Here is a 26,892-nt window from a genome sequence, read left to right as displayed (position 1 = left end):
AGAAGCCAGCCTGCTAGAACCCGACCTCTTTGAACACCTCCAGCGGTATCTCCCGCTTAAAATCCTTGAAGTACTGGTAGTTGGTTTCCACGACCCGGTATCCCATGTTCGTGTACAGGAGAATGGGCCGGGGGCTGCCCGTGTTCGCCTGGGTAGTCGCGTGGCGGTATCCGAGCTGGTGCATCTCCCTGAGCAGCACTTCCATCATATATCGTCCGAACCCCTTGCCCTGCTCCCCCTCGCTGACCCGCCCTCCCACCGGGCTGCCTTCGATGGAGAACCACGGAATGTAGAAGGTATCCTGCGCCTGGGGCGACCGGCAGAAATCCCCCAGCGACTGGGCGAATCCCTGGCCGATGCACTGATCTCCCCGGAAGAGCTGGAACTCCATGTTGGGCAGCCTGCCGCGGCCGGGACGGACGTCGAACCGCGTGGTCACGCCGGGGTCCGGCAGTACCGGATCGGATACCGCGAAATCCGGAAGTTCGAGGAGGATGATCCCCCGTGTAATGCGATAATCGTTCATACAGAGCAGGGCGCCGACATGGCCCATCCGGTCGGATTGGAACGCGTGGCAGAAGCGATGGAACCGGTAACCGAAGTAGCTGAAGGCCCGTATCTGGCTGACACCGAAGCTCCGCAAGTGTGCTTCCGCTGCCTCCAGGAGCGTCTGCCCGGCCTGCCTGCCCCCGGCCCGATAGTGGAAGAACCGGATGAGGCCGATGCGGTCCTCCAGCAGTTCCTCGATTGGATGGAGTCCGACGCGGTCGTGCTCCTCGCCCTTGCGGCAGATAGCCACGTGGGCGAACCCCGCGACGGCGCCGTCGTCGCCTTCCACCACCAGGATCGACTCGTCCGACAGGTCTTCGTAGGGCCTGTCCTCCTCTTCATGCCACAAAACACCGGTCCGGAATTCATCCTCGGTGACGGGATAGCAGTACGGCATCCCGGAGAATTGCCCGTTGTAGAAGTCAGCAAGGACGGACGCCTGATCGATTTCGAGGGTTCTGATTTTCATGGTGGTTGGGTCCCAGGGTGATGGTCGTGTACCAATGGCCGTGTTCCGATGGCTGTACTTGTCGGGGCACTTGACTGATACGAATTTGGATGCATGGATGCGGACCTGCTTGAGGATTCATGGCCGGTTTTCGATTCACTGTATTTCTGGAAAAGGCGTGAATAGTATGCATTTACACCCGTGAATTTACGCTAAATTGACAATTATGCGTGAATGGACTAGAATAGCCGCATCGCCACGCTAACCCCAAAAAGGAACGGAAATCATGTTGTCAACATTGTCAATGTTAAATACCCGCATTCTACTACCTCTGCTCGCGGGGTCGCTCCTCTGCGTGCCCGCCGCGCCGCGGGTTTTCGCCCAATCCTTTGTCCCGGCCAATCCGGAAGAGGCCGGCGTGTCTTCCGAACGGCTTGCACGCATTGATGCGGCGCTTGAAGCCTATGTCGATGAAGAACGGCTGCCGGGCGCCGCGCTCGTGATCGGGCGGCGCGGGCACGTGGTCTACGCCCGGGCCTTCGGCTACCGGGACCGCGAGGCGGGGGAACCGCTCGAGATCACGGACCTGTTCCGGATCGCCTCGCAGACCAAGGCGGTCATCTCGGTGGGCGTGATGATCCTCCAGGAGCAGGGGCGCCTGCTGATCGACCAGGACCTGGGTGACTTTATCCCGGAATTCGACAGCACGACTGTCGCCGTTGCAACCGAGGACGGGGGCTATGAAGTAGTCCCCGCCGATCGCAAGATCACCGTGCGCGGCCTGCTCACCCACACGGCCGGTATTGGGTACGGTTGGGGCCCCGGCGCCAGGGCCTGGGAGGAGGCCGGCATCGTGGGCTGGTATTTCGCGGACCGCGACGAACCGATTTCCGATACCGTCGAGCGCATGGCAGATCTGCCCATGGCTGGCCAGCCGGGAGAGGCGTACGTATACGGCTACGCCACGGATATCCTGGGCGTGGTGATCGAGCGGGCCTCCGGCCTGCCGCTGGACGAATTCCTGCGGGTCGAGATCCTCGAGCCGCTGGGCATGGTGGATACGTATTTCTATGTGCCGCCGGAGGAAGCGGACCGGCTCACCGTCGTGTATTCGGTGACGGATGAAAAGGGGATGGAGCGCGCGCCCGATCCGGGCCACATGGTCGGACAGGGCATGTATCTCGAGGGTCCGCGCAAGAGCTTCTCGGGCGGTGCGGGACTCGTCTCCACGCCGGGAGATTACGCCCGCTTCCTCGAGGCGCTACGTCGCGGTGGCACGCTGGACGGGGCGCGCATCCTGTCGCCCAAGACCGTGCAGCTCATGACTGTCGATCATGTACACGACGCGTGGCGGGGCGACGGCGGCGGGTTCGGCCTGGGGTTCGGCATTACGAAGGAGATCGGCTGGAGCGGATTGCCCGGTTCTCCGGGCGCCTACAACTGGGGAGGTGCCTATCACTCCACGTACTGGGTCGATCCGGCGGAGGAACTGGTGGTTTCCTACATGACGCAGGTCATCCCCGCCCAGGGTCTTGACGACCATCAGCGCATCCGTGCGCTCGTCTACCAGGCGCTGGTGGACTGAAGCGGCGTTACAACTCGAACACCTTTTCCAGCTGCGTCAGGTTGTCGCATCCGCTTTCGGTCACGACCACATTGTCTTCGATCCGAACACCACCGCCTAGATCGGGGTAGTACAGGCCCGGTTCGACGGTTACGACGTGGCCGGCAACGAGGACCTGCGACACCTTTGATATGCGGGGCGGTTCGTGAATTTCAAGGCCGAAGCCGTGACCCGTGCCGTGGAAGAAGCCCTGCATGCGCCCGTTCTTCGCGCCCGTCTCGTAGCCCCTGCCTTCGAACAGCCGTTCCACTTCCCCGTGGATATCGCGTCCGTTCACCCCGGCCTGGACCCGGGAGAGCGCGATTTCCTGTCCTTCCAGCACCGTATCGTACAGCCGCCGGAACGTGTCGGACACCGGCCCCTTCGCCACGGTGCGGGTGATGTCCGCGTAGTAGCCGGTCTTCGTGGACTTGGGAAACAGGTCGAAGATGATGGGCTCGCCGGCGCGCAATAGCCCGGAACCCCCGTTGTGGGGGTCGCAGCCCTGGAGGCCACCGGCGATGATCGTGTGCTGGGCGATGCAGTCCCGTTCCAGCAGGTAGACGTGGATGCGCTTCCGGATATATTCGGAAGTCAGCGGCCCCTCCTGCCCGTGGAGCATGCCGTCCTTCACGGCAGCTTCGGCCACTATGCCGAAGGCCATGCGCAGGGCGTCTTCCGTGTGGCGGGAGGCGTTCGAGATGGCCGCGACCTCGTCGTCGGTCTTTACCGGGCGCCGGTCCCAGAAGGGATCCTCCTTCGACGCCACCGCGAATCCCTGATCCCGAAGCTTGTCGGCGTAGCCCAGAGGGAAACTGTTCGGCACGCTGACGCCCTTCACTTCCCGTTCCCGGAGCAGTTCGACCACGGCGTCCACGAGTCCAGGATCCGCGTTGCCGCTCTTCTTCGCGCGGTCCGTATAGTCCGTGAGCGATACGACTTCATCGACCTTCGATTGTGCCCGCGCGCGGTCGATTTCCAGGTCGCTCATCATGATGGTCGTCCGGCCATCCACCTGGAGAAAGGTGAACGGGTCCGGTACGAACATCCCCGCTGCATACAGCATGTCGGCGTCGCGCTCGCTGTCGGCGATGAGCAGGACGGCCTCGTTAACGGGTGAATCGGTCATTCCGCTGCCTTTCGTTGTGAATCTGCCCTGTCGGATACACTACCGTCGGATACACTTTGTCAAAGGGTCCGGTTTTTCCGATAATTGGAATTGGCTATTGTACAATTGTACATATCACGCCCTGCCTGGTCGGCGTGAAAGCCGGCTCGGTCGGCATGACGCGCGTGTCAATCGTACGCATAGAAACCCTGGCCAGCCTTGCGTCCGTTCATTCCGGCGGCAACCATCTGCCGCAGCAGGGGCGGGGCGGCGTAGCGGTCGGTACGGAAGGCGTCGTGGAGCACTTCCGCGATGTAGAGCGTGGTGTCCAGGCCGATGAAATCGAGCAGCTTGAGCGGACCGAGAGGGTGGCTGCACCCCAGGACCATGCCCGCGTCGATGTCCTCCTTCGTGGCCACGCCCGATTCGACCAGGCGTACCGCGTCCAGCAGGTAGGGGATGAGGAGGTAGTTGACGATGAAGCCGGGCGTGTCCTTGACCTGGATCACCTGCTTGCCCAGCGTTTCGCCGAACTGCCGGGCCGTTTCCACTGTCTCTTCGCTGGTCTGCAGTCCGACGACCATTTCGATGAGTCCCATCACGGGCACGGGATTGAAGAAATGAAGGCCCAGCACCTGCTCCGGCCTGTCTGTCGCCGCGGACAGCTCGGTGATGGAAATGGAGGAGGTGTTGCTCGCCAGAATGGCGCCCGGTGGTGCGATGCCGTCGAGGGTGCGGAAGACCTCCTGCTTGGTCTCCAGGTTCTCGGTCACCGCCTCGATCACCAAGTCGCATTCGGCAAGGTCGGAGAGTTCCGTGGTGCCCGTGATGCGCTCGAGCACGGCCGCCTTTTCCTCTTCCGTCATCCTTCCCTTGGACACGTTTCGCGACAGGAGGCCGTCGATACGCCCGATGCCGCCGCTCACCAGTTCGTCGGATGCCTCGCGGACGATCGTCCGGTAACCCGCCTGGGCGCACACCTGCGTAATCCCCGATCCCATCAATCCACATCCGATGACGCCCACGGTTTCAATGGCCATGCCGGATCCTCCGGGTGCTGTACTTAAGTTTAAACAGACTTCAGAGAAGCCACGGCTTCCTTGAACCGCTGGCCGCGCTCTTCGAAATTGGTGAACATGTCGTAACTGGCACAGGCGGGTGACAGCACGACCACGTCGCCGGTCCGCGCAAGTCCGGCGCATTGCCGCACGGCGTCTTCGAGCGTTTCGGCACGGGCGATGACGGGCGGTTTTGCGACGTTCGATCTTGCATCGGCCGATTTAGCGACGGCTGAATTCACGTCGCCCGAATCGGTACCGCCGACTTTCCCGATCGCGGTCTCTATCGCGTCCGCGGTCGTGCCGATCAGGACGGCCGCCCGGGCGCGCCGGACGAGTTCCTTCGCCATGTCGTCGAAGGCCGTCCCCTTGTCGTACCCGCCCGCGATAAGGACGACCGGCGCGTCGAATGCCCGGAGCGCCGTGACCGTCGACGCCGGCGTGGTGCAGGCCGAATCGTTGTAGTATCTCACGCCATCGATTACGGCGACCTCTTCCAGGCGGTGCTCCACGCCGCGGAACGCCTCGACCGTCGATCGGATGACCGATGCCGGGATCCCACCCAGGTACGCGGCCGTCACCGCGGCCAGCAGGTTGGCCAGGTTATGCGGGCCCGGCAGCCGGAGGGCGTCCACGGGACAAATGGTGCGTTCGGCCGTCGGATCGTGTTCGGCCGCACAACCACCTGCCTTCGATGCGCCGCGCACGCCGGCACCGTCCCTCGCGCCGGTACCGTGGCGGAAGACCACCTGTCCGTCCCGCACGTAGCATCCGGTCTCGACGGGGCCTTCCATGCTGAACCAGGCGATCCGCCCCGGGCAGAATGCCGCCCATTTTCGCAGCCGCTCATCATCGGCGTTCAGGACGACCACGTCCTCCGGCGACTGGTAGTGCACGATGTGGCGCTTGGCCTGCTCGTAGGCGTCGAAGGTCCCGTGCCAGTCCAGGTGATTGGGCGACAGGTTCGTCACCACGGCCAGCCCGGGGCTTCGGCGGATCCAGGCCAGCCGGTGCAACTGGAAGCTGGACAACTCGAGGACCACGGGACTGCCGGCAGGCACCTCCCCGGATTCGCCCGCCTCGTCCTGACCGTCGACCGCTCCGCCAGGACTTGCGGCTCCGCCGCTATCCTCCAGCTCGTTGAGCACGGCCCGGCCGATGTTCCCGCCCACCAGCGTATCCGGGGCGACCGCCTGGTGCAGCGCCCCGAGAAGCCGGGTCGTGGTGGTCTTGCCGTTACTGCCCGTGATGCCGATTACCGGACGGCGACAGATCTCGAAGACCACGTTGATCTCGGTGGTCAGCGGAACCCCGCGGTCCCGCGCCAGCCGGAGAAAGGGACTGTCGTCCCGGACGGCGGGTCCGACCACCACGAGGTCCGCGCCGGTGATGTCCTCCTCCCGGTGCTCCCCGAGCACGTAGCGGACCGACCATGGATCCAGTGCGGCGATGGACTTCCGGAGCGCTTCTGCGGGCAGCAGGTCGGTGACGGTAACGTCCGCTCCCCGCGCGGCGAAATACCGTGCGGACGCGACGCCGCCGGAGAGCACGCCGAGCCCCAGTACGGTAACCCGTTTGCCTTTGAAATCCCTTGACACCCGAAGCCCGCCCGGTTAAATATACGGCGTTGATTCGCGGGTTCAATCCGCGAAGTCCAGTCGTTCGTCGAGCGCCGTCAGAAAGGTATTGGTTTCCGGTGCGTCGACGGTTTCAGGACCGCGCATCAACTGCACCAGGTCTTCGATCGTATCGATATCCAGCAGGCGGAATTCGTCGAGCACCTCGTGGGTGATCCGGCGCCGCCGAAGCAGGGCGACGGTCTCCTCGAGTTCCGATCCCGAACTCCAGCGCGAGATATCGAATATGCGGTGCGGCTTGCGCATGCCGATAAGATTGTACGCGCCGTCCTGGGCCGGGACAAGCACAATATCGTGGGATGAGAGGGACTCGCGGGCTCGATCGATGACCGTTTCCTCCAGCCGGGGCATGTCGCTCCCGGAGATCAGCACGTACGGGTATCTACCGAGCAGATCCTCGAAGAGACCGAGCATCATCTCACCCAAATTCGCGCCGGACACTACGTGGTACGGGACGTCCGGCCCGGTAATGGATCGAAAGGCGTCCGCGTATTCGGGCTGGGACGTGGCAAGCAGGACATCGTAGTCCCGTCCCCGGTGCGCCGCGAACCGGTCCACGAGGAACGCGCGGTACATCCGGGCCGCCAGGCAATGGGCTTCGTCCGGACCGAGTACCACTCCCGACCGGTCGCGGATGTCCTTGAGGCCGGCATAACCGTTCTCCGCCGTGCCATGGACCAGCCGGGTCTTGACGTTACGGGGTTCGGGATACTTGGCGAGCAGGACGAGTGCGGTGGGCGGATACGGAATCATTGGCCGGAAGGCATGGCTTGGCGCGATGGGAATCGCGCTCGCGATGAAGCCACTTTGGTCATGAACATCGATAAAGATAATGTAGCGGAGTACGTTCACACAAGACATCTATTGGCCCCGCCGCCGAACGGTTCCTGCACGGTGGAAGAACTGGGCGGCGGGTTTCTGAATACCGTGCTGCGGGTCACCGCCGACGACCGATCGGTCGTGGTGAAACAGGCCCTGGACGCGTTGCGGCTCTTCCCGGACCTCAAAGTCACCACCGACCGGATCGTCTACGAGACGCGGGCCCTCCGGGTTTTGAACGGGCTGTTCCCCGAGGGGACCGTTCCGGCCGTCCTGCACTTCGACGACGCGGATCGCATCCTGGTCATGTCGGACTTGGGAAAGCGCCCGTCCCTGGAATCCGAGTTGGAGCGGGGACGCGTCGATCCTGCGGTGGCGGAGCTACTTGGCGGGTTTCTTTCGACCCTGCACCGGCAGACCTGGGACGACCGGGAACTTCGTGAGCAATTCGACAACGAGGCCATGCAGGGCTTGAGGTACAAGTACTGTTTCTATTTCGTCGAAGATCCGGAACTGAACCGCGTCGCGCGCCGGCTGGCCGAGACGTTCACGGAGACGAAGCAGGCGCTGCTCCACGGCGACTTCTGGACGGCCAGCGTGATCGCCGCGGAGAAACGGGTCCATACCTTCGACCTGGAATTCGTCAACTACGGGCACCCGGCCCAGGACGCCGGCTTCATCATGGCCCACTACCTGCTGCACGCATACAACAATCCACGGGTCGCGGACGCCGTCTTCGACGCCGTTGAACGCTTTTGGAGCACATACGCGGAGGGCATGGGCGACCTGTTGCCTGCAGCAACGGAAACGACGGCCCTTCAACAGGCCGGTCTCGAGATGCTGTTCCGCATCGACGGGATCAACCAGGTCCGGTACATCACCGACGACGGGGTCAAGGCCCGCATTCGCCAAGTCGCCCGTCCGATGATGCTGGATGACGGAATATCGGTGGCGGGATTACGCCACAATTGATTGGAACGCACGGCACATAAACACCCTCAACTCAACGGGCAAGGAGCGATATCTTGGGCAGATTCAGATCACTACTCTTCATAGCGGCCGCAGTCGTAATCGGTCTGTGGATCCTCAGCGGATTCTGGGCCAACATCTTCGTCGAGGCGCTCTGGTTCGGCCAACTGGGCTTCGACGACGTGTTCTGGACGACGATCGGCGCCAAGTTCTTCACGGGACTGGTCTTCGGACTGGTCGCGGTAGTGGGCCTCGGGGCGAATGTCTACCTGGCGCGGTACTTCTCCACGCGCCTCACCGAACTGCACCTGTTCAACGAGGAGATGTCGGAACTCGAACAGCTTTTCTCCAATTCCAGGCTTATCGAGGTCGTGACGATCATTGGCATCCTGGTCATCGCCGCCATCATGGGCCTGATCGGCCTGGCCAACTGGGACGGCATGCTCCGGTTCTTCAACCAGGAGGCCTTCGGCGCCACCGATCCCATATTCAATCTCGACATCGGGTTTTTCGTCTTCTCGCTGCCGATCTGGCATTTCGTCCGGTTCTGGCTGCTGCTCCTCGTCGTGGCCTCGGCCATCGCGGTCACCCTCTACTATCTCTATCGCGGCGCCGTCACCATCGAAGAGCGCGGCATACAGATCCGGTCGTACGCCCGTAATCACATCTGCGTGCTGGGCGCCATCGTCTTCCTGCTCATGGCATGGGGTTACCGGCTCGACATGTACCGCCTGCTGTTTTCCGAATCGGGATTCGCCTTCGGCGCGGGGTACACCGATCTGCACGCCCGGATGCACGCGCTGTGGATCCTGCTCTTCGTGGCCATTGCCTGTGCCGGCCTGTTCCTGATGACGCTCCGCTCCCAGCGCAGGAACCTGCCGTTCATCGCCATCGGAGGCATGATCGTCTCGTCCCTGGTCGTCGGTTCGGTGTACCCGGGACTCGTCCAGTACTTCGTGGTCGCTCCGAACGAGTATGACCGGGAAGCGCCCTATATCCAGCACAGCATAGACTACACGCTGAGGGGCTACGGGCTGGACAGCGTCGACGAGGTGCCCTTCCAGATCCAGGAGAACCTGTCGGCCGGGGATATCCAGAACAACATCACGACCATCAACAACCTGAAGATCCAGGACAAGCGTCCGCTGCGCCGGACCTACCAGCAGCTCCAGGAGATCCGGACTTACTACGATTTCTCGAACGTGGACGAGGACCGGTATATCATCGACGGGGAGTACCGCCAGGTCATGCTGGCCGCCCGGGAGTTGTCCTACGCCCAGCTTCCTTCGCCGACCTGGCAGAACCGGCATCTCTTCTACACCCACGGTTACGGGCTGTGCCTGAGTCCGGTGAACACCGCCACGCCCGAGGGACTTCCGGACCTCTTCGTCAAGGACATTCCACCCGTTTCCGTCAGCGACGATCTCACCATTCGCCGGCCGGAACTGTACTTCGGCGAGAACATGGACGCCTACGCGGTCGTGAAGACCACGCAGGAGGAGTTCGACTATCCGGAGGGCGACGAGAACAAGTTCAGCCGGTACCAGGACGACGGCGGCGTGGAGCTCAGTTCCTATTTCCGCCGCCTGGCCTTCGCCCGGTATTTCAGCGAGGTCAACTTCGTCATCAGCCCGCTCATCACCGACGAGAGCCAGGTCATGTTCTACCGTCAGCTGCAGAGCAGGATGGAGAACATCGCGCCTTTCCTGGACTATGACCACGATCCCTACCTGATCATCGCCGACGGCAAGCTGTACTGGATGATCGACGCCTACACGACAACAGGTTCCTATCCGTATTCGCAACGCTTCAGCGGCCTGTTGCAGATGCCGGACCAGGGCGACCTGGGCACAGGGCCGCAATCGGACATTCCCGGGCTGAACCAGCCGCCGCAGCGCAGGTTCGTACAGAACCAGCCCACGCTGCAGAACATCAACTACATCCGCAACTCGGTGAAGGTGGTCATCGACGCCTATTCGGGTGAGACCGATTTCTACCTCGTGGACGAAGAGGACCCGATGGTGCTGACGTACCAGAAGATCTTCCCCACGCTGTTCAGGCCATTGAGCGAGATGCCGCAGACGCTGCGCGACCACATCCGCTATCCCCGCGACCTCTTCGCCATCCAGGCGGCCATGTACCGCATCTACCACATGCGCAATCCCCAGGTGTTCTACAACAAGGAAGACATGTGGGCGGTGCCCCAACAGGTATATGCGGAGCAGGAACAGCAGGTGTACCCGTACTACGCCGTGATGAAGACGGCCCTGATGGAGAAGGAAGAAATGCTCCTCCTGCTGCCCTTCACGCCGGCCAACAAGGAGAACATGATCGGCTGGATGGCCGCCCATTGCGACGCGCCGCTCTACGGCCGCATCAAGGTCTACAACTTCCCGAAGCAGGAACTGGTCTACGGTCCCATGCAGATCGAGGCGAGGATCACCCAGGACGCCGACATCGCGAAGGAGCTCACCCTCTGGAACCAGGAGGGCTCCCAGGTGATCCGCGGCGACATCATCGTCGTGCCGATCCAGGAATCGCTGCTCTACATCGAGCCGCTTTACCTGCGGCAGCGGTCCACCCGGGGCGGCCTGCCCGAGCTCAAGCGCGTGATCGTCGCCTACGGCAACCGCATCGCCATGCGGGAGACGCTCGACCAGGCACTTTCGGCCATTTTCGCCTTCGACGGCGCGACCCTCGCCCTGGAGACGACGCAGACGAGCGACGGACAGATCGTTCCGCAGCCGAGGAGTGTCACGCTGAACGATCTGGCCAGGCGGGCGGTGTCCCACTTCGACGAGGCCCAGGGCCACCTCCAGGCGGGTGACTGGTCCGAATACGGGGCCTCGCTGCAGCAGCTGGAGAACGTACTCCGGCGGCTGTCGGACGAGGCCGCCCAGCTGGAGTAGGAACGGGTCGAATGCGGACCGGGGACTGCCATGCCCGTTCAGACGCTCAGCTTTCCCAATGACCACGGCGACCAGCTTGCCGCGCGGCTCAGCCTGCCGCCCGACGGCAGGCCGGTCGCCTACGCCCTCTTCGCCCACTGTTTCACCTGCAACCGGAACCTGAACGCCGTACGGCGCATCAGCCAGGAGATGTCCGACCACGGCATTGCCGTGCTGCAGTTCGACTTCACCGGCCTGGGCGACAGCGAAGGGGACTTCTCCGATACCGGCTTCGCGTCCAACGTGGACGACCTGGCCGCCGCGGCGAGGTATCTCGCGTCCCGCCACGAGGCGCCCCGGGTGCTGATCGGGCACTCCCTCGGCGGCGCGGCCGTGCTCAAGGCGGCGGCGTCCATTCCTTCCTGCAAGGCCGTCGTGACCATCGGCGCGCCGGCCGATCCGAAGCACGTGGCCCACCTGATCGGGGATGCCCGGGAGACCATCGAACAGACCGGCCAGGCGACTGTCACGCTCGCCGGCCGTTCCTTCCTGGTCAAGAAGCAGTTCCTGGAAGACCTGGAAGAGACGGGGATGGAAGAGACGATCCGTGGGTTGCGCCGCGCCCTGCTGGTGTGCCACTCGCCCATCGACCAGACGGTCGGGATCGAGAACGCCGCGCAAATCTTCCAGGCCGCCATGCATCCCAAGAGCTTCCTCTCTCTCGACAAGGCGGACCACCTGCTTTCGAGCGAGGCCGATGCCTTCTACGTGGGCCGGGCCGCCGCGGCGTGGGCGACGCGGTACCTGGACGTGCCCGCAGCAGGGGACGTCGATCCCGATGCAGCGGGCAGCCAGGTGGTGGTGCGCACGGGACGGGAACACTACTATACCGAGGTCGTGGCCTCGGGCCACCGCCTGACCGTGGACGAACCCGAATCGGTAGGGGGCGCGGACCGCGGCGGGACGCCCTACGACCTGCTGCTCGGGGCGCTGGGCTCCTGCACGTCCATCACCCTGCGGATGTATGCCGACCGGAAATCCTGGCCGCTGGAGGAGATCGTCGTCCGGCTCAGCCACGCGAAGATCCATGCCAGCCACTGCGAGACCTGCGAGACCACCGAAGGGAAGGTGGACCGCATCGAGCGCGAAATCGAACTGATCGGCGACCTGTCCGGTGATCAGCAGGCGCGCCTGCTCGAAATCGCCGACCGCTGTCCCGTGCATCGGACGCTCCATTCGGAGATCCTGGTGGAGACCCGGCTCCACGAACCGTAGTCCGACGGCCTTGCGGACCATCAGTTTACGGCATCACGATCCGTAGACGCACGATTGCCCGACCCATGAACTATCTTGCCCATCTTTATTTCGCCGAAGACACGCCTGAGTCCTGCGTGGGGAACCTGATGGCGGATTTCGTCCGGGGACCCGTGGACCGGCAGCCGTACAACGGCGCCGTCATGCGGGGCATGCGGAGCCACGTGGCCGTGGACCGCTTTACCGACAGCCACGACGTGGTCCGCGAGAGCAAGGCGCTCATCAGCCCCACCCGCCGCCGTTTCGCCGGGATCATCGTCGACATTTGTTACGACCATTTTCTCGCGCGTAACTGGCCGCGCTTCTCGGACGAGCCGCTTTCCGCGTTCATCGAGCGGAGTTACCAGTCCCTCAGCGACTATCGGGGCGACATGCCGCCGGTCCTTTCGCGGGTGATCCGGCACATGGTGAGGCACGACTGGCTGCACGGCTACCGGGAAACCGCGGGGATCGGCCGGGCGCTGGACGGTCTTTCCATGCGCGTTCGGCGGCCCAACACGCTGGCGGGTTCCGTGGAGGAACTCGAGGCCAACTACGACGAAATGGAAGGGCAGTTCCTGCGGTTCTTCCCGGACCTAGTCCGGCACATGGAGACTGGTTCTGGCCAGACTCGTGAGGGGGCGCGGCCGGGACCGGCCGACACAACTCGCATGGTAACGCGGTCAAAGCCGCCCGGGACGACGCATGAAGAAGCGCGGCCAAAACCAGCCGGCACCACGCACGAGGGGGCGGGGGGACGATGAATAACCACTACGACGTCATCGTGGTGGGCCTGGGCGCCATGGGCTCGGCCACCTGCTACCACCTGGCCTCCCGGGGAGCGAAGGTCCTCGGACTGGAGCGCTTCGACCTGCCCCACGCCCAGGGCAGTTCCCACGGGTACTCCCGCCACACGAAGACGGTGGTATACGTGGATACGCCCTTCGAACCTTTTATCGAGCGGTCCTTCGAGCTCTGGCGGCTGCTGGAGGGCGAAACCGGCCAGCAGATCCTGGTGACGACGGGCTACCTGCTCATGTCTGACTCCGGCTCGTGGGACCATTTGCGGAGCAAGGTCCGGTACGAAATCCTGACCTCCGACGAAATGGCCTACCGGTATCCTCAATTCACTTTGCCGGATCACTACCACGGCCTGTACGATCCGGTCGGGGGACTCCTGCGTCCTGAACTGGGCATCGCGGGCCACCTCATCCAGGCGCTGAGACGCGGCGCCGAGATCCACGGACGGGAAGCCGTGACCGGGTGGAAGGAGACGGCCCATAGCGTGGAGGTCGAGACCGGGCACGCCCGCTACAGCGCGGACCAGGTCGTCTTCACCGGCGGATCCTGGACCGACCGACTGATCGCGGACCTGGGCATCACCCTGACCGTCTCCCGGCAGCCCCTGGCCTGGGTGTGGCCCGCGCGGAACGCGGCGTCCTTCGACGTGGGCGCGCTGCCGATCTGGCAGATCCCCGCGCCCGAATACGACGGTGAGTACTATGGTTTCCCCATGATGCCGGACCATCCGGGGTTCAAGCTGGCGCTGCATACTTTCGGGGAGACGTCCGATCCCGAGCATCTGGACCGCGAAGCCCGTCCGGAAGACGAGGAGGAGGTTCGGAAGTGCCTGCGACGGTTCATTCCCGACGCCGACGGACCGCTCACGGCCATGCGGATCTGCATGTACACACGCACGGCGGACGAACTTCCCGTGCTCGACCGGCATCCGGCCCATGACCGGGTGACCGTGGGCTGCGGTTTCAGTGGGACCGGGTTCAAGTTCTCATGCACCTTCGGAGAATGGCTGGCCGAAACGGCGCTGGGGCAGCCCAACACGATCGCCAATGACACTTTCCGGTTTGAACGGTTGCTCGGGGCTGCGAAGCCAACCTGACCCGGAACGCGCCTTGAATGGCCATGCGACCTGATTTAAATCCAGGACCCATATCCCGACTAACAGGAGCGACCACCATGAATACCCGGATCACCGAAGACCAGTGGGCGGTATTCGAACGACAGGGCTACCTTCGTCTCGGCAGCGTGATGGAACCGGGCGAGCTCGAGCGGCTCCAGGAGCGCATCGACGACATCATGCTGGGCCGGGCCGACATCGACTACGGCCGGGTCATGATGCAGCTCGACCGCGACCCGGAGCGCGGGGGCGATAGGCCCGGACCGCAGAGCAGGGGGCACAAGGGGGCCACGCTCTGCTACCGGAAGATCCAGGACCTGGAACTGGATCCGGCATACCTGTCCTTCATGCGAAAGCCGATCTTCGAGGCGATCTGCGATCGGATATACGGTCCCAATACGCCGGTAGCCTGCTTTCGCGCGATGTTCATGAACAAGCCCAGCGGCGAAGGGACGCCCCTGGTCTGGCACCAGGACCGGTGGACCGACCTGGACCGCGACCCGCTCGTCACGCTCTGGACGGCGCTGGATCCTGCCGTGGAAGCGAACGGCTGCGTGAAGATCATACCCGGCTCGCACCGCCGGCTCATCAATCCGAGCCACGGGTCGGGTTTCCTGACGGAGGAGCAGGCGGAGGCCGCCGTGGCCGAGAACGAGCCCATCAACATGGAAGTGGCCTGCGGCGAAACCGTGCTCATGCACAACTGGATGCTGCACAGTTCCGGGACCAACCGCACCGACACGGCGCGGCGCGCCTTCAGCATATGCTTCATGGATGCGGCGACGCGGTCACGGGCAGGGCACACTTTCCCCGTCATTTTCGGCGAGGGGGCGCTGAGTCCCGCGCTATGATCTGTCGACAACGACCAGACCGCCGGTGGCGTCCGCCACAGAGGAACACCGGCTATTAACCTGAACATACCAGGGGATCCCTCCACATGACATTCAAAAGCAAGCGAGTCCTGACCGCCGTCTGCTCGGTGTTCATGGCCGCGTATTTCGTTTCAGGCTGCGGGTCCACATCGGAGACGTCCCGCCCAAGCCTGCTCGACCAGATCAAGCAGCGGGGCACCATACGCGTCGGCGTATCGACCTTCGTCCCCTGGGCCATGCGCAACAAGCAGGGGGAACTGGTGGGATTCGAGGTCGACGTGGCCAGTCGCCTGGCGGCCGACGCCGGCCTGGAGATCGAGTTCATCCCCACGGCCTGGGACGGGATCATCCCCGGTCTCCTGGCCGGCAAGTTCGACGTGATCATCGCCGGCATGTCCATCACCCCGGCACGCAACCTGAGCGTGAACTTCACCCGTCCCTATTCCCATTCGGAGCTCCTGTTGGCCGCCAGCAGGGATGAGGCGGGCCATCTTGTCGACAGGGAGGACTACGACAGCGCCGACGTGACCATCGCGGTGCGCCGCGGCTCGACCTCGGTCCAGGCGGCGCGGAAGAACTTCCCCAGCGCAACCATACAGCAGTTCGACGACGACATCCTCGCCTTCCAGGAAGTGCTGAACGGCAACGCCGAAGCCGTCATCGCTTCCTCGCCCAAACCGGAACACGAGGTGCTGCGCAACAGCGACCGGCTGTTCATCCCCTTCGACGATCCCCTGGACCGCGGCGCCGAGGCCATCGCGATCCGCCAGGGAGAAACGGACGCCCTGAATTTCTTCGACAACTGGATCCTGCTGCGGACCGAGGACGGATGGCTGAAGGGACGGCGGGATTACTGGTTCAAGACGCTGGACTGGGAGGAGAATGTGGCGCCGGACCAGTAGGTTTACCGCTTGACATCGACCGCCCTCCTGCGTATCTGGTACAAACTCGAATCGACCGTGTAGCGCGTTCCACCGGAGCCCTGTTTCATGCCCCTCGTCCTGTACGACACCTACACCCGCAGTCTGCGTGAATTCGAACCGCTGTCCCCGGACGAGGTGGGACTCTACGCGTGCGGCCCCACGGTCTACGATTTCCCCCACATCGGCAACATGCGCACCTACGTGTTCGGCGACCTGCTGCGCCGCGCGCTGGTTTTCAACGGGTACAAGGTCCGCCACGTGATGAACATCACGGACGTGGGGCACCTGACGTCCGACGCGGACACCGGCGAGGACAAGATGGAAGAAGGTGCGCGCCGCGCCGGGAAGACGGCCTGGGAGATCGCCGAGTTCTACACCGGGGTCTTCAAGGAGGACATGCGGCGGCTCAACATCCTCGAACCGGACACCTGGTGCCGGGCGACCGACCATATCGAGGAGCAGATCAAGGAAATCCAGTGCATCGAAGCCAAGGGATTCACGTACAGGACGAGCGACGGTATCTATTTCGACACGTCGAAACAGCCGGATTACGGTTATCTCGCCCGTCTGGACGTGGAAGGTCTGGAGGCGGGCGCCCGGGTCGACATGGCGGAGAAGCGCAGCATCACCGACTTCGCGTTGTGGAAGTTCAGCCCGCCGGATGAGCAACGGCAGATGGAATGGGACAGCCCCTGGGGCGTCGGGTTCCCGGGATGGCACATCGAGTGCTCGGCCATGTCCGCCAAGTTCCTCGGCCCCTATTTCGATATCCACCTGGGCGGCGAAGACCACATCTCGGTGCACCACGCCAACGAGATCGCCCAGACCGAGGCCTGTCACGGCACGCGCCTGGCCAACTTCTGGATGCACGGCTACTTCCTGCAACTGGGAGACGCCAAGATGGCGAAATCCGCAGGCGGGTTCCTGCGGGTACAGACGCTGATCGACCGGGGATACGATCCCCTCGTCTACCGGTTGTTCTGCCTCAGCGCGAGTTACCGCTCCAAGCTCAACTTCAAGTGGGAGAGCATAGAAGGCGCCGCGCGGCAGCTGAACCGGCTTCGGCTGGCCGTGCACGCCTGGGGTGAGCCCGCCACTGAAGCGGACGAGGCCTACATGCAGCGCTTTACCGAAGTCGTGAACAACGACCTGAACATGCCCCGCGCCATGTCCGTCACCTGGGACCTGGTCCGCAGCGATCTGCCGGACGGCCTGAAGAAGGCCACGATCATGCGGTTCGACGAAATACTGGGGCTGAGCCTGGTCGAGTGGGAACCGGAAGAGACGGCCGTGCCGGATCACATCACGGACCTGGCCGAACAGCGGCGCCAGGCCCGCGCGGAAAAAAGGTACGCCGACGCCGACTCCCTTCGCGACCAGATCATCGCCGCCGGTTTCGATATCAAGGACACGCCGAAGGGACCGGAAATCACCCCCAGGGCCGTCGCGACCGAGGCGGCGAACTGACAAGACCTTCTGCCATGAACCTGCTGCTGGTCGGCGGTTCCGGTCTCGTCGGGACGGCCATCACGCCCTACCTCCAGCCACACCACAACCTGCGGGTGCTGGACCTCAACGCTCCCCAACACGATGACGTCGAGTACGTGGAAGGATCCATCGCCGATCCCGAAGCGGTGCGCCGCGCCCTGGACGGCATGGACGGATTCATCACCATGGCGATGAAGGGCGGGCAGGGCGGCCACGACCGGCACCACACCCTGGAGCAGGCGATCGACAACTACACCGTCAATTGCCTGGGTCATCACGTGCTGCTGTTGACCGCCTTCGAGATGGGTGTTTCGCGGGGGATCTACACCGGCACCATGAGCGTGCACAACCGGCACCGGACCTGGTATCCTTCCGAGGAAGAGGTGCCCCTGGACGGCCCCAACGTATACGGCCTGACCAAGGGATTGACCGAGGAGATCTGCCGGTACTTCACCCGCGAGTACGATATGAGCCTGCTCGTCTACCGTATCACCGGACCCTGCAACCGGGCCATGTTCATCGACCGGATCAAAAACCCGCCCGGCGACCCTAAACTTTACTACACCGACGAGGAGGACATGGCCGAGGCCTACCTGGCTGGCTTGAGGTTCCTCGACCAGGCCGGCAATGGCCGCTGCGAGGTGTTCTTCATTTCCGGAGATGAAGACTGCGAGGAGATGAATATGGCCAAGGCCCGTGAGCTTCTGGGCTGGGCGCCGTCCGCGCGGAAGAGGTTGGGGATCTGAGGCTACGGCCGTTGGACCGACATGCACGCCATCTTCCCCCGTTGCAGTTCACACCTGAAATCGACAAATCCCAGACTGGAAAGCAGGTTTTCGTGCGTTTCCACGGGCAATCTCCGGGGTCGCTCGGGGTCGTCTTTCTCGAAGGGAACCACGAAATCCGCGTTGACCAGGAGGCCACCGGTTGCGAGGAGCCCATGGGCTTGGCGGTAGATGGCTTCGAGGGCGCCGATACCGCCGAGATCGTGTAGGGTCTGAAGGGTGAAGACCGCGTCGAAGGGACCGAGCCCGCGGGGCCACGTGTCTTCCTTCAGGTTGGTACAGACCAGTTGGACATTCTGGTGGCCGGCCGACACGAGCATTTCATCGACGTGCTGAAAGAGCACTTGCTCAATGTCTATCCCGGTGTACTCGATGGTCCAGGACGGCCTCGCTCCGGTTTGATCGGTTAAAGTGTCAAGCACGGTACATGCTAGTCCACCTGCGCCGACACCAAGTTCCAGCAAGCGGATGGTTGCGTGATGATCACTCCTGGGCGATTTCGCCTGGTGATGTTCCTGTTCGCGCCACTCGCCCCGCCATCCGACAAGTGTCCGCACGACGCAATCCGCCATCGCCGCCCGCTCGGGCCATCTCCGGTCCAGGTCCTTCGTCCACGCGTCGATGAAGTCCGGCCCCGTGAAATCCGATAGCGCCATGCAGTTGCTTCCTTAAACGTTTCGTGCGGCCAGGTGGGTCCGCGACGGATTGCGCGCGAGGCCCGCTTAGTGATCGATCCGCGACTGCTTCCGCCGCGCCACACTTTTCGGTTAGTCCGTCCGCGTCGGCTTGCGTGTGTGACTGAAGGAATCGAGCCGGGGCGTATCGGGCGGCCAGTACACCGCTTCGTTGGACTCCTGCCAGGGGTTGCCGCACATGTTGGTGAGGATGTGCCACTCAGCCGCGCCGATATCCGGATCGGGATGGAAGAGGAAGCGCTTGAGCCCTGCTTCCCTGGATGCGTTCAGGATTCCGTGCAGGTCCCGCGCCGGCATGGCGTCGCCCGCGTGGGGCGCGCGCCCCGTGGAGACCCAGCAGATGCACTTGTCCGTATCGCCGATGGCCTCCAGGGCGCGGCGGGTCTCCCCGTACACGATGGTCGAAAAGAACTCCTCGGGAAACCCCATTTCCATGTCCATCAGGGTGCGCACACCCGGCAGGTCGATGCCGAAGAGCAGCTTGACCACGTCGAAGGCGTCTTCCTCGGTAAGCGACGGGTTCCACTTCCGCAGCCGCTGCACCCAGCGGGAGACCGTCCCGTACATGCCGTCGAAGCCACGGTGCCAGTAGTAGTGCTTGGGGAAGATGAAATCGAACCAGGACGCCATGGCGTGGTAATCCTGGCAGGTCAGGGAGGAGAAGGCCGCCGTGCGGGGAATGCCGCCGAGTTCCACCCTGCGGTTGAGCTTGCCGACCTGTTCGGCTATGGCGGCCATGTGTCCCAGGGCCGTTTCCCGGCGGGCGCGGAGCCAGTAGAGGGCGTCCTCGTTGATATCGAAGAGTTGCATGCCGGCGAGCATGCCGCCCGGCGCGCGGTACCGCACCTCGGCCGGGGTGAGTTGGTGGAACCGGTCCCACAGGTGCTCGATCCCCCGTTGCAGGCGGTCCATGTCATACCCCAGGGCGGCGAAGCGCGTGTCCTCCCCGGGGCGTATCTCGAATAGTTCACCGCCGTGGTGGAAGGCGAGCTCGTAGTGTTGCTCCCCCGGTCCGTCGATGAGGAACCCGTGGGCCTGGGGCAGGGCGTTCATGGCGTCCTGGACCGTCGCGGCGTGGCCGATCACGCCGTATGGGTCTTCCTCCACGGGACGCTGTCCCCCGCCGAGACCCGCGCCGAAGGTGATGATGTGCCAGCCCCTTTCCCTGGCGTCGTCGAGCATGGCGGCGAAGAGGCGTTCCTTTTCGGGATCGCGCGGTCCCTCCGCGGGCGGATCGACGCCGAAGGACCGGTACACGGCGGGATCGCTCTCTAAAACAGGCATCCTCGTGCCGTCGTCCCGTTCGAAGTGGAGATAGCCTACCACGATGCCGGTGACGCCCCCGTCCTGCCACGCGTCGAAGATCCGCCTGTAATCTGAAATGTACCGATCGAGGGGGTTATGGACGAAGATCCAGGCTTCCATTTCGTTCTCCTTTTACGAGGTCAAAAGCCGGCACAGATGGGGGATGAACAGCCGGTTGTCGGCCGCGACATAGATTAACTCGCCTCCCATGCGGCTGAAACTCTTGCCCATGCGGTTGTAGTAGGCCGGGTCGTCCATGGGCGGTTCCCCGGCGTTCCAGTCCCAGTCCTCCTCCGTGAGGTCGTTCACCGCGATGAAGGGCCGCACGGGTCCGAGCCCGTCCTGCCGCCGCAGGTTGTTGGCGATCGAGACGGATTTCTCAAAGACCTGGGGCGCCATGATCGAGGAGCCGACGGACAGGAACACACCGCCGTCGATGCGCGAGACGCCTTCGGCGAAGATCTGGAAATCGATCATCCCGCCCCGACCGTAGGCGGCGCCGCCGGCCAGGGGATGGGTATAGACGATGTCGTACCCGATACCGGGATGCACGGTGAGCGGCACGCCCAGACGACAGGCATTCCCGGTCAGTGAATGTTGCTTGTGGGGATGTTCGACGGCGTGGCGGCCCGGTGCGATTCCGTGGCGCACGATCGTCTGCAGGAGGTCGGCGCGGGCGGGCATTGCCTCGTCGTCCGCGGGATCGGCGGACCAGTCCACGAGCGCCTGCTGAAGTGCGGCCGGGTCGGGAATGTGGTACCCGTCCTCGACGATCATCCGGCCCACCGACTCCCCGTAACCCAGGCCGTCCGCCGTGCCGGCCAGTACGGCCAGCGCCGTATGCCGGCCGGTCTCGTCCCACGTGCCGAAACGCCCCCGGGCGACATGGTCGCGTACGTCCTCCTCGGACCTTCCGTGGAAGGCGTATTCCCAGTCGTGGATAACGCCCGCGCCGTTGGTGGCCAGGTGGGTGACCCAGCCGTCTTCCATCATGCGCGTGACCACGGGGGCGAGCCCGTTCTTCACGAGGTGCGCACCGTAGGCCAGCATGACAGAAGCGCCCCTGGAACGGGCATCGCGCATGCGGTCCGCTATCGTCCCGATCTGGCTGGTCTGGCGGGATGTAGCCGGGGGCAGCTGACCATCGGGATCGACGCGAATGTCGTCGATATGATACTTGCTTTCCCGGTCCGCCAGCGATTCAACCTGCACCCTACGGCCATCGATGCGCGGGTAGCCCATGGGCGTCCGTTCCGGAGAAATGATGCATGGAGGAGAGGATCGATCGCCTGCCTGAAGGCTAATATACGGCCGGGGCGGGTCGCGCCAACGTTTTTCAGATACCGATCTCGACGTTCTTGACCGACACGCCCCGGCGGGTGATTTCGAGATCGACCCGGAAAGCTTCCGTGTCGATGAGGAGCCGGTAGGCGCCCGGCGTACCCGGGGTGAAGGAAACGGTGTCGATGACCTGGCCCTTGAGGGCGGCCAGGGCCTCGTTGGTCTCCGCGACGGCCTGCTTGACGGCAGCGCCCCGGGGCGTGCCGTTGAACAGCCGGAGGAGCCGCTTCTCGGCTACGGCGCTCTGGCGTCGTCGCACGCGGCCGGACTGCAGGGTGAGTTCGAGGATGTTCTCGAGGCTGGGGACGTTTTCCGGGGAAACCTGCCCTGTTTCGATGTCCCGCCGCAGGGCGAGATAGGGGATCCTGGCATCCTCGTCCGGCAGGGACGCGGTAAATCCGTCTAGCTCTTCCAGCAGCAGTTCCCGGTCCTGTTCGTCGAACCGCGGGACGCCGCCGTCACGACCCGGCACGGTTGTCCCTTTCGACCGCTCCGCCGCACACCACGGGCGGCGTGCGCTGTTTGTCGTGTCCCACGGGTCGCGTGCACCGTCCATCCCGTTCCACGGGCCGCGGTGACGCCGATGTATCGCTTCCGGAGAGACCGGATGCCAGAAAGATCTCGTCGGCCCCGCCGAGCCGCCAGGCGGATTCACGGACGATCCTGCGCAACAGGCGCAGGTAGAGGATGGCCGCGTTGCTCATTTTTCCACCTCCTCCGCTACCAGCGCTTCCATTTCGTGCTCGAAACCGCCGGTCTCCACCGGGCAGTGCATGCCGCATTCCTTGGGTGCGTTCTTCTCCCACCACCAGCGTCCCGCGCGGGAGTCTTCGCCGGGCTTCGTGACCCGCGTGCACGGCATGCAGCCGATGCTGGTATAGCCCTGTTCGTAGAGGGGATGCTTCGGGACGTCATAGAGCTCGATATAGTCCCAGACCTCTTCCTGGGTCCAGTCCGCTAGGGGGCTGATCTTCGCCAGTCCGCCGTGGTCGTGATCGATCTCGATCTTGCGGATGTTCGCCCGGCTCGCCCACTGGTCGCGCCGCAGCCCGGTGAACCAGCCGTCCAGGCCCTCCAGGGCGCGCCGGATCGGTTCCACCTTGCGTACGTTGCAGCACTTGAAACGCGATTCCACGGACTTGTAGAACAGGTTCACGCCGTGGGCGCCCACCATGTTCTCCACCTGGAGCAGGTCGGGGAAATACACCTGGATGTCGATGTCGTAGTGGTCCCGGACCCGGTCTATTAAGTCGTAGGTCTCCTGGTGCAGCCGGCCCGTGTCCACCGTGAACACGTGGATATTCGGATCGATCTGCCAGGCCATGTCCAGCAGGACCATCCCCTCCGCCTGGAAACTCGTACACAGACCGGCGCGCCGGCCCCAGCGATCCAGGGCCCATTCGATCACGGTCTCGGGGGATTCCCCGTCGAACTCGATGGCCAGTTGTCCGGCTTCGAACTCATCCAGGAAGTCGCGGCCGGGGTGGTCGATATGTTCCGAGTGGTTCAGGTGTTCCGGGCGGTCCATGGTGCTCATTCCTCTCCAGTGGCAATCGCGGCGACTTCGTTTCCGGTGGCTATCGCGGTCAACTCGTCGTCGCTGTGGCGGTGAAAGAACTTCTGTATGGTCTCGTCGTCCGATTTTTGGTCCAGATAAGCGCCGAACAGCCGTTCGGTATAGAGATGGACGGACTCCGCGGGCACGCGTCGGAGCACGGGCTGGCCGATGGCGGCCTGTCCGCTCAGTCCGCCGCGGAGGAACAGGTCGTATCCCCGCAGCCGCTCGCCGCCCTCGCCCCGCTCGCGGAGCGTCGTGGCCTGGAACCCGATATCGCCGATCCAGTGGTGGGCGCAGGCGTGGGGACAGCCGTCGAGGTTCAGCCGCAGGCCCCTCGCCCGGTCGCCGAAGACCCGCTCCATGTGTTCCACGATCTCCGCCATCTTGGTCTTGGTCTCCCCGACCGAATAGTTGCAGAAGGGCTCGCCCGTGCACGCGATGCTGGTACCGCGCAGGTCGTTGACCTCCATGGGAAAGCCGATTTTGGCCACCGCAGTGGTGACCGATTCGAGCTTGCCTCCGGGAATGTCCGTGAGGATGACGTTCTGGCGGCGGGTCAGCCGGAATTCGCCCCCGTATTCGTCGGCCAGGTCGGCCAGCTGGATCATCTGCGTGCCGGTGCAAAGTCCCAGGAACACGGGAAAACCGGCGTAGTACAGTCCTTCCTGCACCTGTTCGTGTATGCCCGTGTGGTCGTGCTCCACCTCGGGCGGCGCGGGTGCCTCGCCATCGTCCAGCCGGTATCCCAGGCGGGCTTCCACGCGCTCGCGGTAGGTTTCGACGCCCAGGTCGTCGACCATGAACTTCATCCGGGCCTTCACGCGGGACATGCGGTACTTGAGGTCTTCCTTCCACACGTCGATGATGGCGCGCAGTACGGGGATCACGTCGTCCACGGGCACGAAGACGCCCAGGTCGCTCGAAAGCCGCGGCCAGGTGGACAGTCCGCCGCCGATGCGTACGGCGAATCCGGGGTTGTCTGCTTGCTTGATCCCTATCAGGCTGATGCAGTTGATCTCGGGCGCGTTGCACTGGTGGGGGCAGCAGGAGATGGTGATCTTGTGCTTGCGAGGGAGGTCGCAGTAATCGGAGTTCCCGTAGAAGAAATCGGCGACTGCCTCGATGACCGGACGGGCGTTGAAGAGTTCGTCGGCGGCCAGACCCGCCACCGGGCAGCCCGTGATGTTGCGCACCGTGTCGCCACATCCCCCGCTCGTGGACAGCCCCGCGCCGTTCAGCGTTTCGAAGATCCGGGGCAGGTCGTTCAGTTTCATGCCGTGGAGCTGGATGTTCTGGCGCGTGGTCAGCTCGCCGTAGTCGCCGCCGAAGTCCTGGGAGACCCGGCCGATGGTGCGCAGCTTGTGCGGCGTGAGCCGTCCGCCCGGCAGCTTGACCCGCATCATGAAGTGGCCCACCTTGGGCTTGTCATGATACAGCCCGTACCACTGCAGGCGTACCACGTCCTCCTCCGATATCTCCTCGTAGCCCCGGTCGATCAGCTCCGGCAGGTCGTTGATGACCTCCATGGGCGCCTTCTCGTGCTTGAGCCGTTCCACGTAGTTGCGCTTCCGGACCAGGTCCCAGGTGGGTTCCGGTTGTTCGCGCCGGGGTCTACGGACCGCTTTTGCCATTTTGTTCCCGTTCGAGGTGCGTCTGCCAGGTAAGTCTGCCGGGTACGTCTGGCCACGATTTGTTGAAAACGAACTCCCAGTATACCGGGCTCGAAATGGGGTGTCAACATAAAAAATTACAAACTTGATCAAAATAGTAAATATTAACGTTCTGGCATGGCGGAAGTATTTGGTATACGAGATCCAGGCTGCCAAATCACACTGATACGATTAGAGGGCCAAAACTGCGCTGTAGCGGGGCGAGAACCGTCCAAAGCTGAAGAATCTCAAACAGGGGCACTTCAGGTGAAAGGAGGGACTATCGATGACCGACTATCTGAATCACGAACGAAGGATAAGCCGGCTCGAGGGGATAATCGAGCAGATCGACAAGAGGTAGGGAACTATAGAAAAGGTGGGCTTTACGCTACTCGCGGGCCTGTTGGCCGGCGTTGCATCGATTCTGGTTAAACTGTGGTCACTTTGAGTGGCTAACCGAAAGGTCGACGGGACCGGAATCAACGGTCTTTGCCGGATCCTTCAGCCGATCCTTCACCGGAATCTTCGCCGGATTCTTCGTTCCGCCTGTTCCGCATCCACAGCCAGTACGCCGGGATGCCCAACGAGGTGATGGTCAGCCCGATCAGGGTATTTCCGGGGTCGCTGATGACGATGGACACGAAGAAGATCACGCCGATGAGCACGAAGATCGCGGGTGTGACGGGATACCCGAGGGTGCGGTAGGGCCGGGGCACGTCGGGACGGGTGCGCCGGAAGATGAACACGCTGAAGGTGGTCGTGATGTAGAATAGCCACAGGGAGCCGGTCCGCGCCGCGATGATGGCGCCCCAGTCGCCCAGGAAGATGATATTGAGGATGCCCACTACAGCCAGGAAGACGACGGCGTTGGCCGGCGTGCGGTAGCGCGGGTGCACGCGCGCTACCCATGAGAAGAACATCTTCTCGCGGGCCATGGCGAAGAAGACGCGCGGTCCGGTGAGCATGCCGGCGTTCACAGTGCCGAAGGTTGAGATCATGGCGGTCGCGGCGATGAAAGCCGCTCCGATCGGTCCGACGAGTGATTGCATGGTCTCGGATGCGACGCGTTCGCTTTCTGCGACGCCCTCGTTGGAGAGCACCAGCAGGTACGCGCTGTTCACGAGCAGGTAGACGACGGTGGTGATGGCGAGACCCAGTATGATGGACAGGGGCACCCAGCGTCTCGGATTCTTGATCTCCTCCGCCACGTAGGTCGACCCGTCCCACCCGTCGTAGGCGCCGAAGGATGCCATCATGCCGAGGCTGACCATGCTGAGGAACCCGATGGTGAGCGTGGAATCGGAAGGCCAGGCCGGTTGGAAATTGCTCGTGTCGGGCGTGATCCCGAAGGCCAGGGCGACCATGAGGAGCAAACCGCCCACCTTGAGGAAGGAAGACAGGTTCTGGACGAGACCGCCGAACCGCACGCCCAGGTAGTTGATGAAGGCCAGGATGATCAGGGCAATAATCGCCACGACCCGCATGGCCCAGTCCGGGTATGGACTGAACTGGCTGACGAAATAACCCAGGTAGGTGGAGAATACGATGGAGATGGCCGCCAGGTCGCAGGGACGTATGACCAGGAGCGAGGTCCACCCGAAGAGAAAACTCCACAGTCGCCCGTAGGCTTCCTTCAGAAATACGTACAGGCCGCCTGAACGGGGCATCATGCCGCCCAGTTCGGCGAAAGTCAACGCACCGCAGAAGGCCATGAAGGCGCAAATGACCCAGACCAGGAGGTTCCAGCCGGAAGTACCCACGTATCCGGCCACGATGGCGGGACCCGCGAAGATGCCGGAACCGACGATCCCACCAATAATGACAGTCGTCGCCGTGACCGGTCCCAGGTCCCGCTTGAGTTCGGTCTCTTCCCCGAAGGAATCGGATCGGGCGTCCCTCTGAGCATCGCTCATGGCTGCCTCGAACGAGATTTTACGGATAGAGTGTTAAGGGGTGTTGTCCCTAATGTTGTTTTTATTTCGGTGCGTG

The 26,892-nt window shown here is 63.4% G+C and carries 23 protein-coding genes; 10 read left to right on the top strand and 13 right to left on the bottom strand.

Going from position 1 to position 26,892, the window contains the following annotated elements:
- Nucleotides 1–13: 13 nt before the first annotated feature.
- Nucleotides 14–1,018, bottom strand: a complete 1,005-nt coding sequence (locus F4X08_01050) for a hypothetical protein (protein ID MYD24389.1) — start codon at nucleotides 1,016–1,018, stop codon at nucleotides 14–16.
- A gap of 265 nt (nucleotides 1,019–1,283) precedes the next feature.
- Between F4X08_01050 and F4X08_01045 the strand changes: the two genes are divergently transcribed.
- Entirely contained in the window at nucleotides 1,284–2,582 is a 1,299-nt protein-coding gene (locus F4X08_01045; protein MYD24388.1) for a beta-lactamase family protein, read from the top strand.
- A 7-nt stretch (nucleotides 2,583–2,589) separates the two neighbouring features.
- Here F4X08_01045 and F4X08_01040 read toward each other — a convergent pair whose 3' ends face one another.
- The 4 genes from F4X08_01040 to F4X08_01025 all read right to left on the bottom strand — a co-directional run bounded on the left by F4X08_01040 (nucleotide 2,590) and on the right by F4X08_01025 (nucleotide 7,264).
- Entirely contained in the window at nucleotides 2,590–3,729 is a 1,140-nt protein-coding gene (locus tag F4X08_01040) for an aminopeptidase P family protein (GenBank protein ID MYD24387.1), read from the bottom strand.
- A gap of 167 nt (nucleotides 3,730–3,896) precedes the next feature.
- Nucleotides 3,897–4,748 (bottom strand): 3-hydroxybutyryl-CoA dehydrogenase, encoded by an 852-nt coding sequence (locus tag F4X08_01035; protein ID MYD24386.1) that lies wholly within the window; start codon nucleotides 4,746–4,748, stop codon nucleotides 3,897–3,899.
- Between the two features lie 29 nt (nucleotides 4,749–4,777).
- Complete coding sequence (gene murD, locus F4X08_01030) at nucleotides 4,778–6,364, bottom strand: UDP-N-acetylmuramoyl-L-alanine--D-glutamate ligase (GenBank protein ID MYD24385.1); 1,587 nt, start codon at nucleotides 6,362–6,364, stop codon at nucleotides 4,778–4,780.
- 42 nt (nucleotides 6,365–6,406) lie between these two features.
- Nucleotides 6,407–7,264 carry a glycosyltransferase gene (locus tag F4X08_01025; protein MYD24384.1) on the bottom strand — a complete coding sequence of 286 codons (858 nt, stop codon included), beginning with the start codon at nucleotides 7,262–7,264 and terminating at the stop codon, nucleotides 6,407–6,409.
- On the opposite strand from F4X08_01025, the gene F4X08_01020 reads away from it, so the two are divergent.
- The 9 genes from F4X08_01020 to F4X08_00980 all read left to right on the top strand — a co-directional run bounded on the left by F4X08_01020 (nucleotide 6,995) and on the right by F4X08_00980 (nucleotide 18,316).
- On the top strand, nucleotides 6,995–8,194 hold the full coding sequence (locus tag F4X08_01020; GenBank protein MYD24383.1) for a phosphotransferase: 1,200 nt from the start codon (nucleotides 6,995–6,997) through the stop codon (nucleotides 8,192–8,194). The two genes, F4X08_01025 and F4X08_01020, sit on opposite strands and share 270 nt — an antisense overlap.
- Before the next feature lie 50 nt (nucleotides 8,195–8,244).
- The gene (locus F4X08_01015) at nucleotides 8,245–11,100 is read left to right on the top strand and encodes a UPF0182 family protein (GenBank protein ID MYD24382.1); all 2,856 of its coding nucleotides are present in this window, start codon (nucleotides 8,245–8,247) and stop codon (nucleotides 11,098–11,100) included.
- Nucleotides 11,101–11,130: 30 nt separating this feature from the next.
- On the top strand, nucleotides 11,131–12,354 hold the full coding sequence (locus F4X08_01010) for an alpha/beta fold hydrolase (protein MYD24381.1): 1,224 nt from the start codon (nucleotides 11,131–11,133) through the stop codon (nucleotides 12,352–12,354).
- A gap of 65 nt (nucleotides 12,355–12,419) precedes the next feature.
- Nucleotides 12,420–13,136, top strand: coding sequence for a DUF479 domain-containing protein (locus tag F4X08_01005; GenBank protein MYD24380.1), 717 nt, complete (start codon nucleotides 12,420–12,422; stop codon nucleotides 13,134–13,136).
- Complete coding sequence (gene solA, locus F4X08_01000; GenBank protein MYD24379.1) at nucleotides 13,133–14,269, top strand: N-methyl-L-tryptophan oxidase; 1,137 nt, start codon at nucleotides 13,133–13,135, stop codon at nucleotides 14,267–14,269. Before F4X08_01005 ends, solA begins: the two co-directional genes overlap by 4 nt.
- Before the next feature lie 17 nt (nucleotides 14,270–14,286).
- Complete coding sequence (locus F4X08_00995) at nucleotides 14,287–15,138, top strand: phytanoyl-CoA dioxygenase family protein (GenBank protein MYD24378.1); 852 nt, start codon at nucleotides 14,287–14,289, stop codon at nucleotides 15,136–15,138.
- Nucleotides 15,139–15,272: 134 nt separating this feature from the next.
- A complete protein-coding gene (locus F4X08_00990; GenBank protein ID MYD24377.1) occupies nucleotides 15,273–16,061 on the top strand; it encodes a transporter substrate-binding domain-containing protein in 789 nt (262 codons plus the stop codon).
- 87 nt (nucleotides 16,062–16,148) lie between these two features.
- Nucleotides 16,149–17,549 (top strand): cysteine--tRNA ligase, encoded by a 1,401-nt coding sequence (locus tag F4X08_00985; protein ID MYD24376.1) that lies wholly within the window; start codon nucleotides 16,149–16,151, stop codon nucleotides 17,547–17,549.
- A 14-nt stretch (nucleotides 17,550–17,563) separates the two neighbouring features.
- On the top strand, nucleotides 17,564–18,316 hold the full coding sequence (locus F4X08_00980) for an NAD(P)-dependent oxidoreductase (protein ID MYD24375.1): 753 nt from the start codon (nucleotides 17,564–17,566) through the stop codon (nucleotides 18,314–18,316).
- Nucleotides 18,317–18,318: 2 nt separating this feature from the next.
- Here F4X08_00980 and F4X08_00975 read toward each other — a convergent pair whose 3' ends face one another.
- The 8 genes from F4X08_00975 to F4X08_00940 all read right to left on the bottom strand — a co-directional run bounded on the left by F4X08_00975 (nucleotide 18,319) and on the right by F4X08_00940 (nucleotide 26,816).
- Nucleotides 18,319–19,011 (bottom strand): class I SAM-dependent methyltransferase, encoded by a 693-nt coding sequence (locus F4X08_00975; GenBank protein ID MYD24374.1) that lies wholly within the window; start codon nucleotides 19,009–19,011, stop codon nucleotides 18,319–18,321.
- Between the two features lie 111 nt (nucleotides 19,012–19,122).
- Nucleotides 19,123–20,475 (bottom strand): hypothetical protein, encoded by a 1,353-nt coding sequence (locus F4X08_00970; GenBank protein MYD24373.1) that lies wholly within the window; start codon nucleotides 20,473–20,475, stop codon nucleotides 19,123–19,125.
- A 12-nt stretch (nucleotides 20,476–20,487) separates the two neighbouring features.
- Entirely contained in the window at nucleotides 20,488–21,597 is a 1,110-nt protein-coding gene (locus F4X08_00965; GenBank protein ID MYD24372.1) for a hypothetical protein, read from the bottom strand.
- Nucleotides 21,598–21,691: 94 nt separating this feature from the next.
- Nucleotides 21,692–22,168: a hypothetical protein gene (locus tag F4X08_00960; GenBank protein MYD24371.1), complete on the bottom strand. Its 477-nt coding sequence runs from the start codon at nucleotides 22,166–22,168 to the stop codon at nucleotides 21,692–21,694.
- Nucleotides 22,155–22,400, bottom strand: coding sequence for a hypothetical protein (locus tag F4X08_00955; GenBank protein MYD24370.1), 246 nt, complete (start codon nucleotides 22,398–22,400; stop codon nucleotides 22,155–22,157). Before F4X08_00955 ends, F4X08_00960 begins: the two co-directional genes overlap by 14 nt.
- Entirely contained in the window at nucleotides 22,397–23,224 is an 828-nt protein-coding gene (locus F4X08_00950) for a phosphoadenylyl-sulfate reductase (GenBank protein MYD24369.1), read from the bottom strand. The genes F4X08_00955 and F4X08_00950 overlap by 4 nt, the downstream gene beginning before the upstream one ends.
- Before the next feature lie 5 nt (nucleotides 23,225–23,229).
- Nucleotides 23,230–24,885 (bottom strand): nitrite/sulfite reductase, encoded by a 1,656-nt coding sequence (locus F4X08_00945; protein ID MYD24368.1) that lies wholly within the window; start codon nucleotides 24,883–24,885, stop codon nucleotides 23,230–23,232.
- Nucleotides 24,886–25,382: 497 nt separating this feature from the next.
- A complete protein-coding gene (locus tag F4X08_00940; GenBank protein MYD24367.1) occupies nucleotides 25,383–26,816 on the bottom strand; it encodes an amino acid permease in 1,434 nt (477 codons plus the stop codon).
- Nucleotides 26,817–26,892: the final 76 nt, after the last annotated feature.

This window comes from Gemmatimonadota bacterium, assembly GCA_009841265.1.
Lineage (GTDB): Bacteria > JAAXHH01 > JAAXHH01 > JAAXHH01 > JAAXHH01 > JAAXHH01.
The sequence above is the reverse complement of the archived record's forward strand: the minus strand, read 5'-3'. Positions and strand labels throughout refer to the sequence as shown.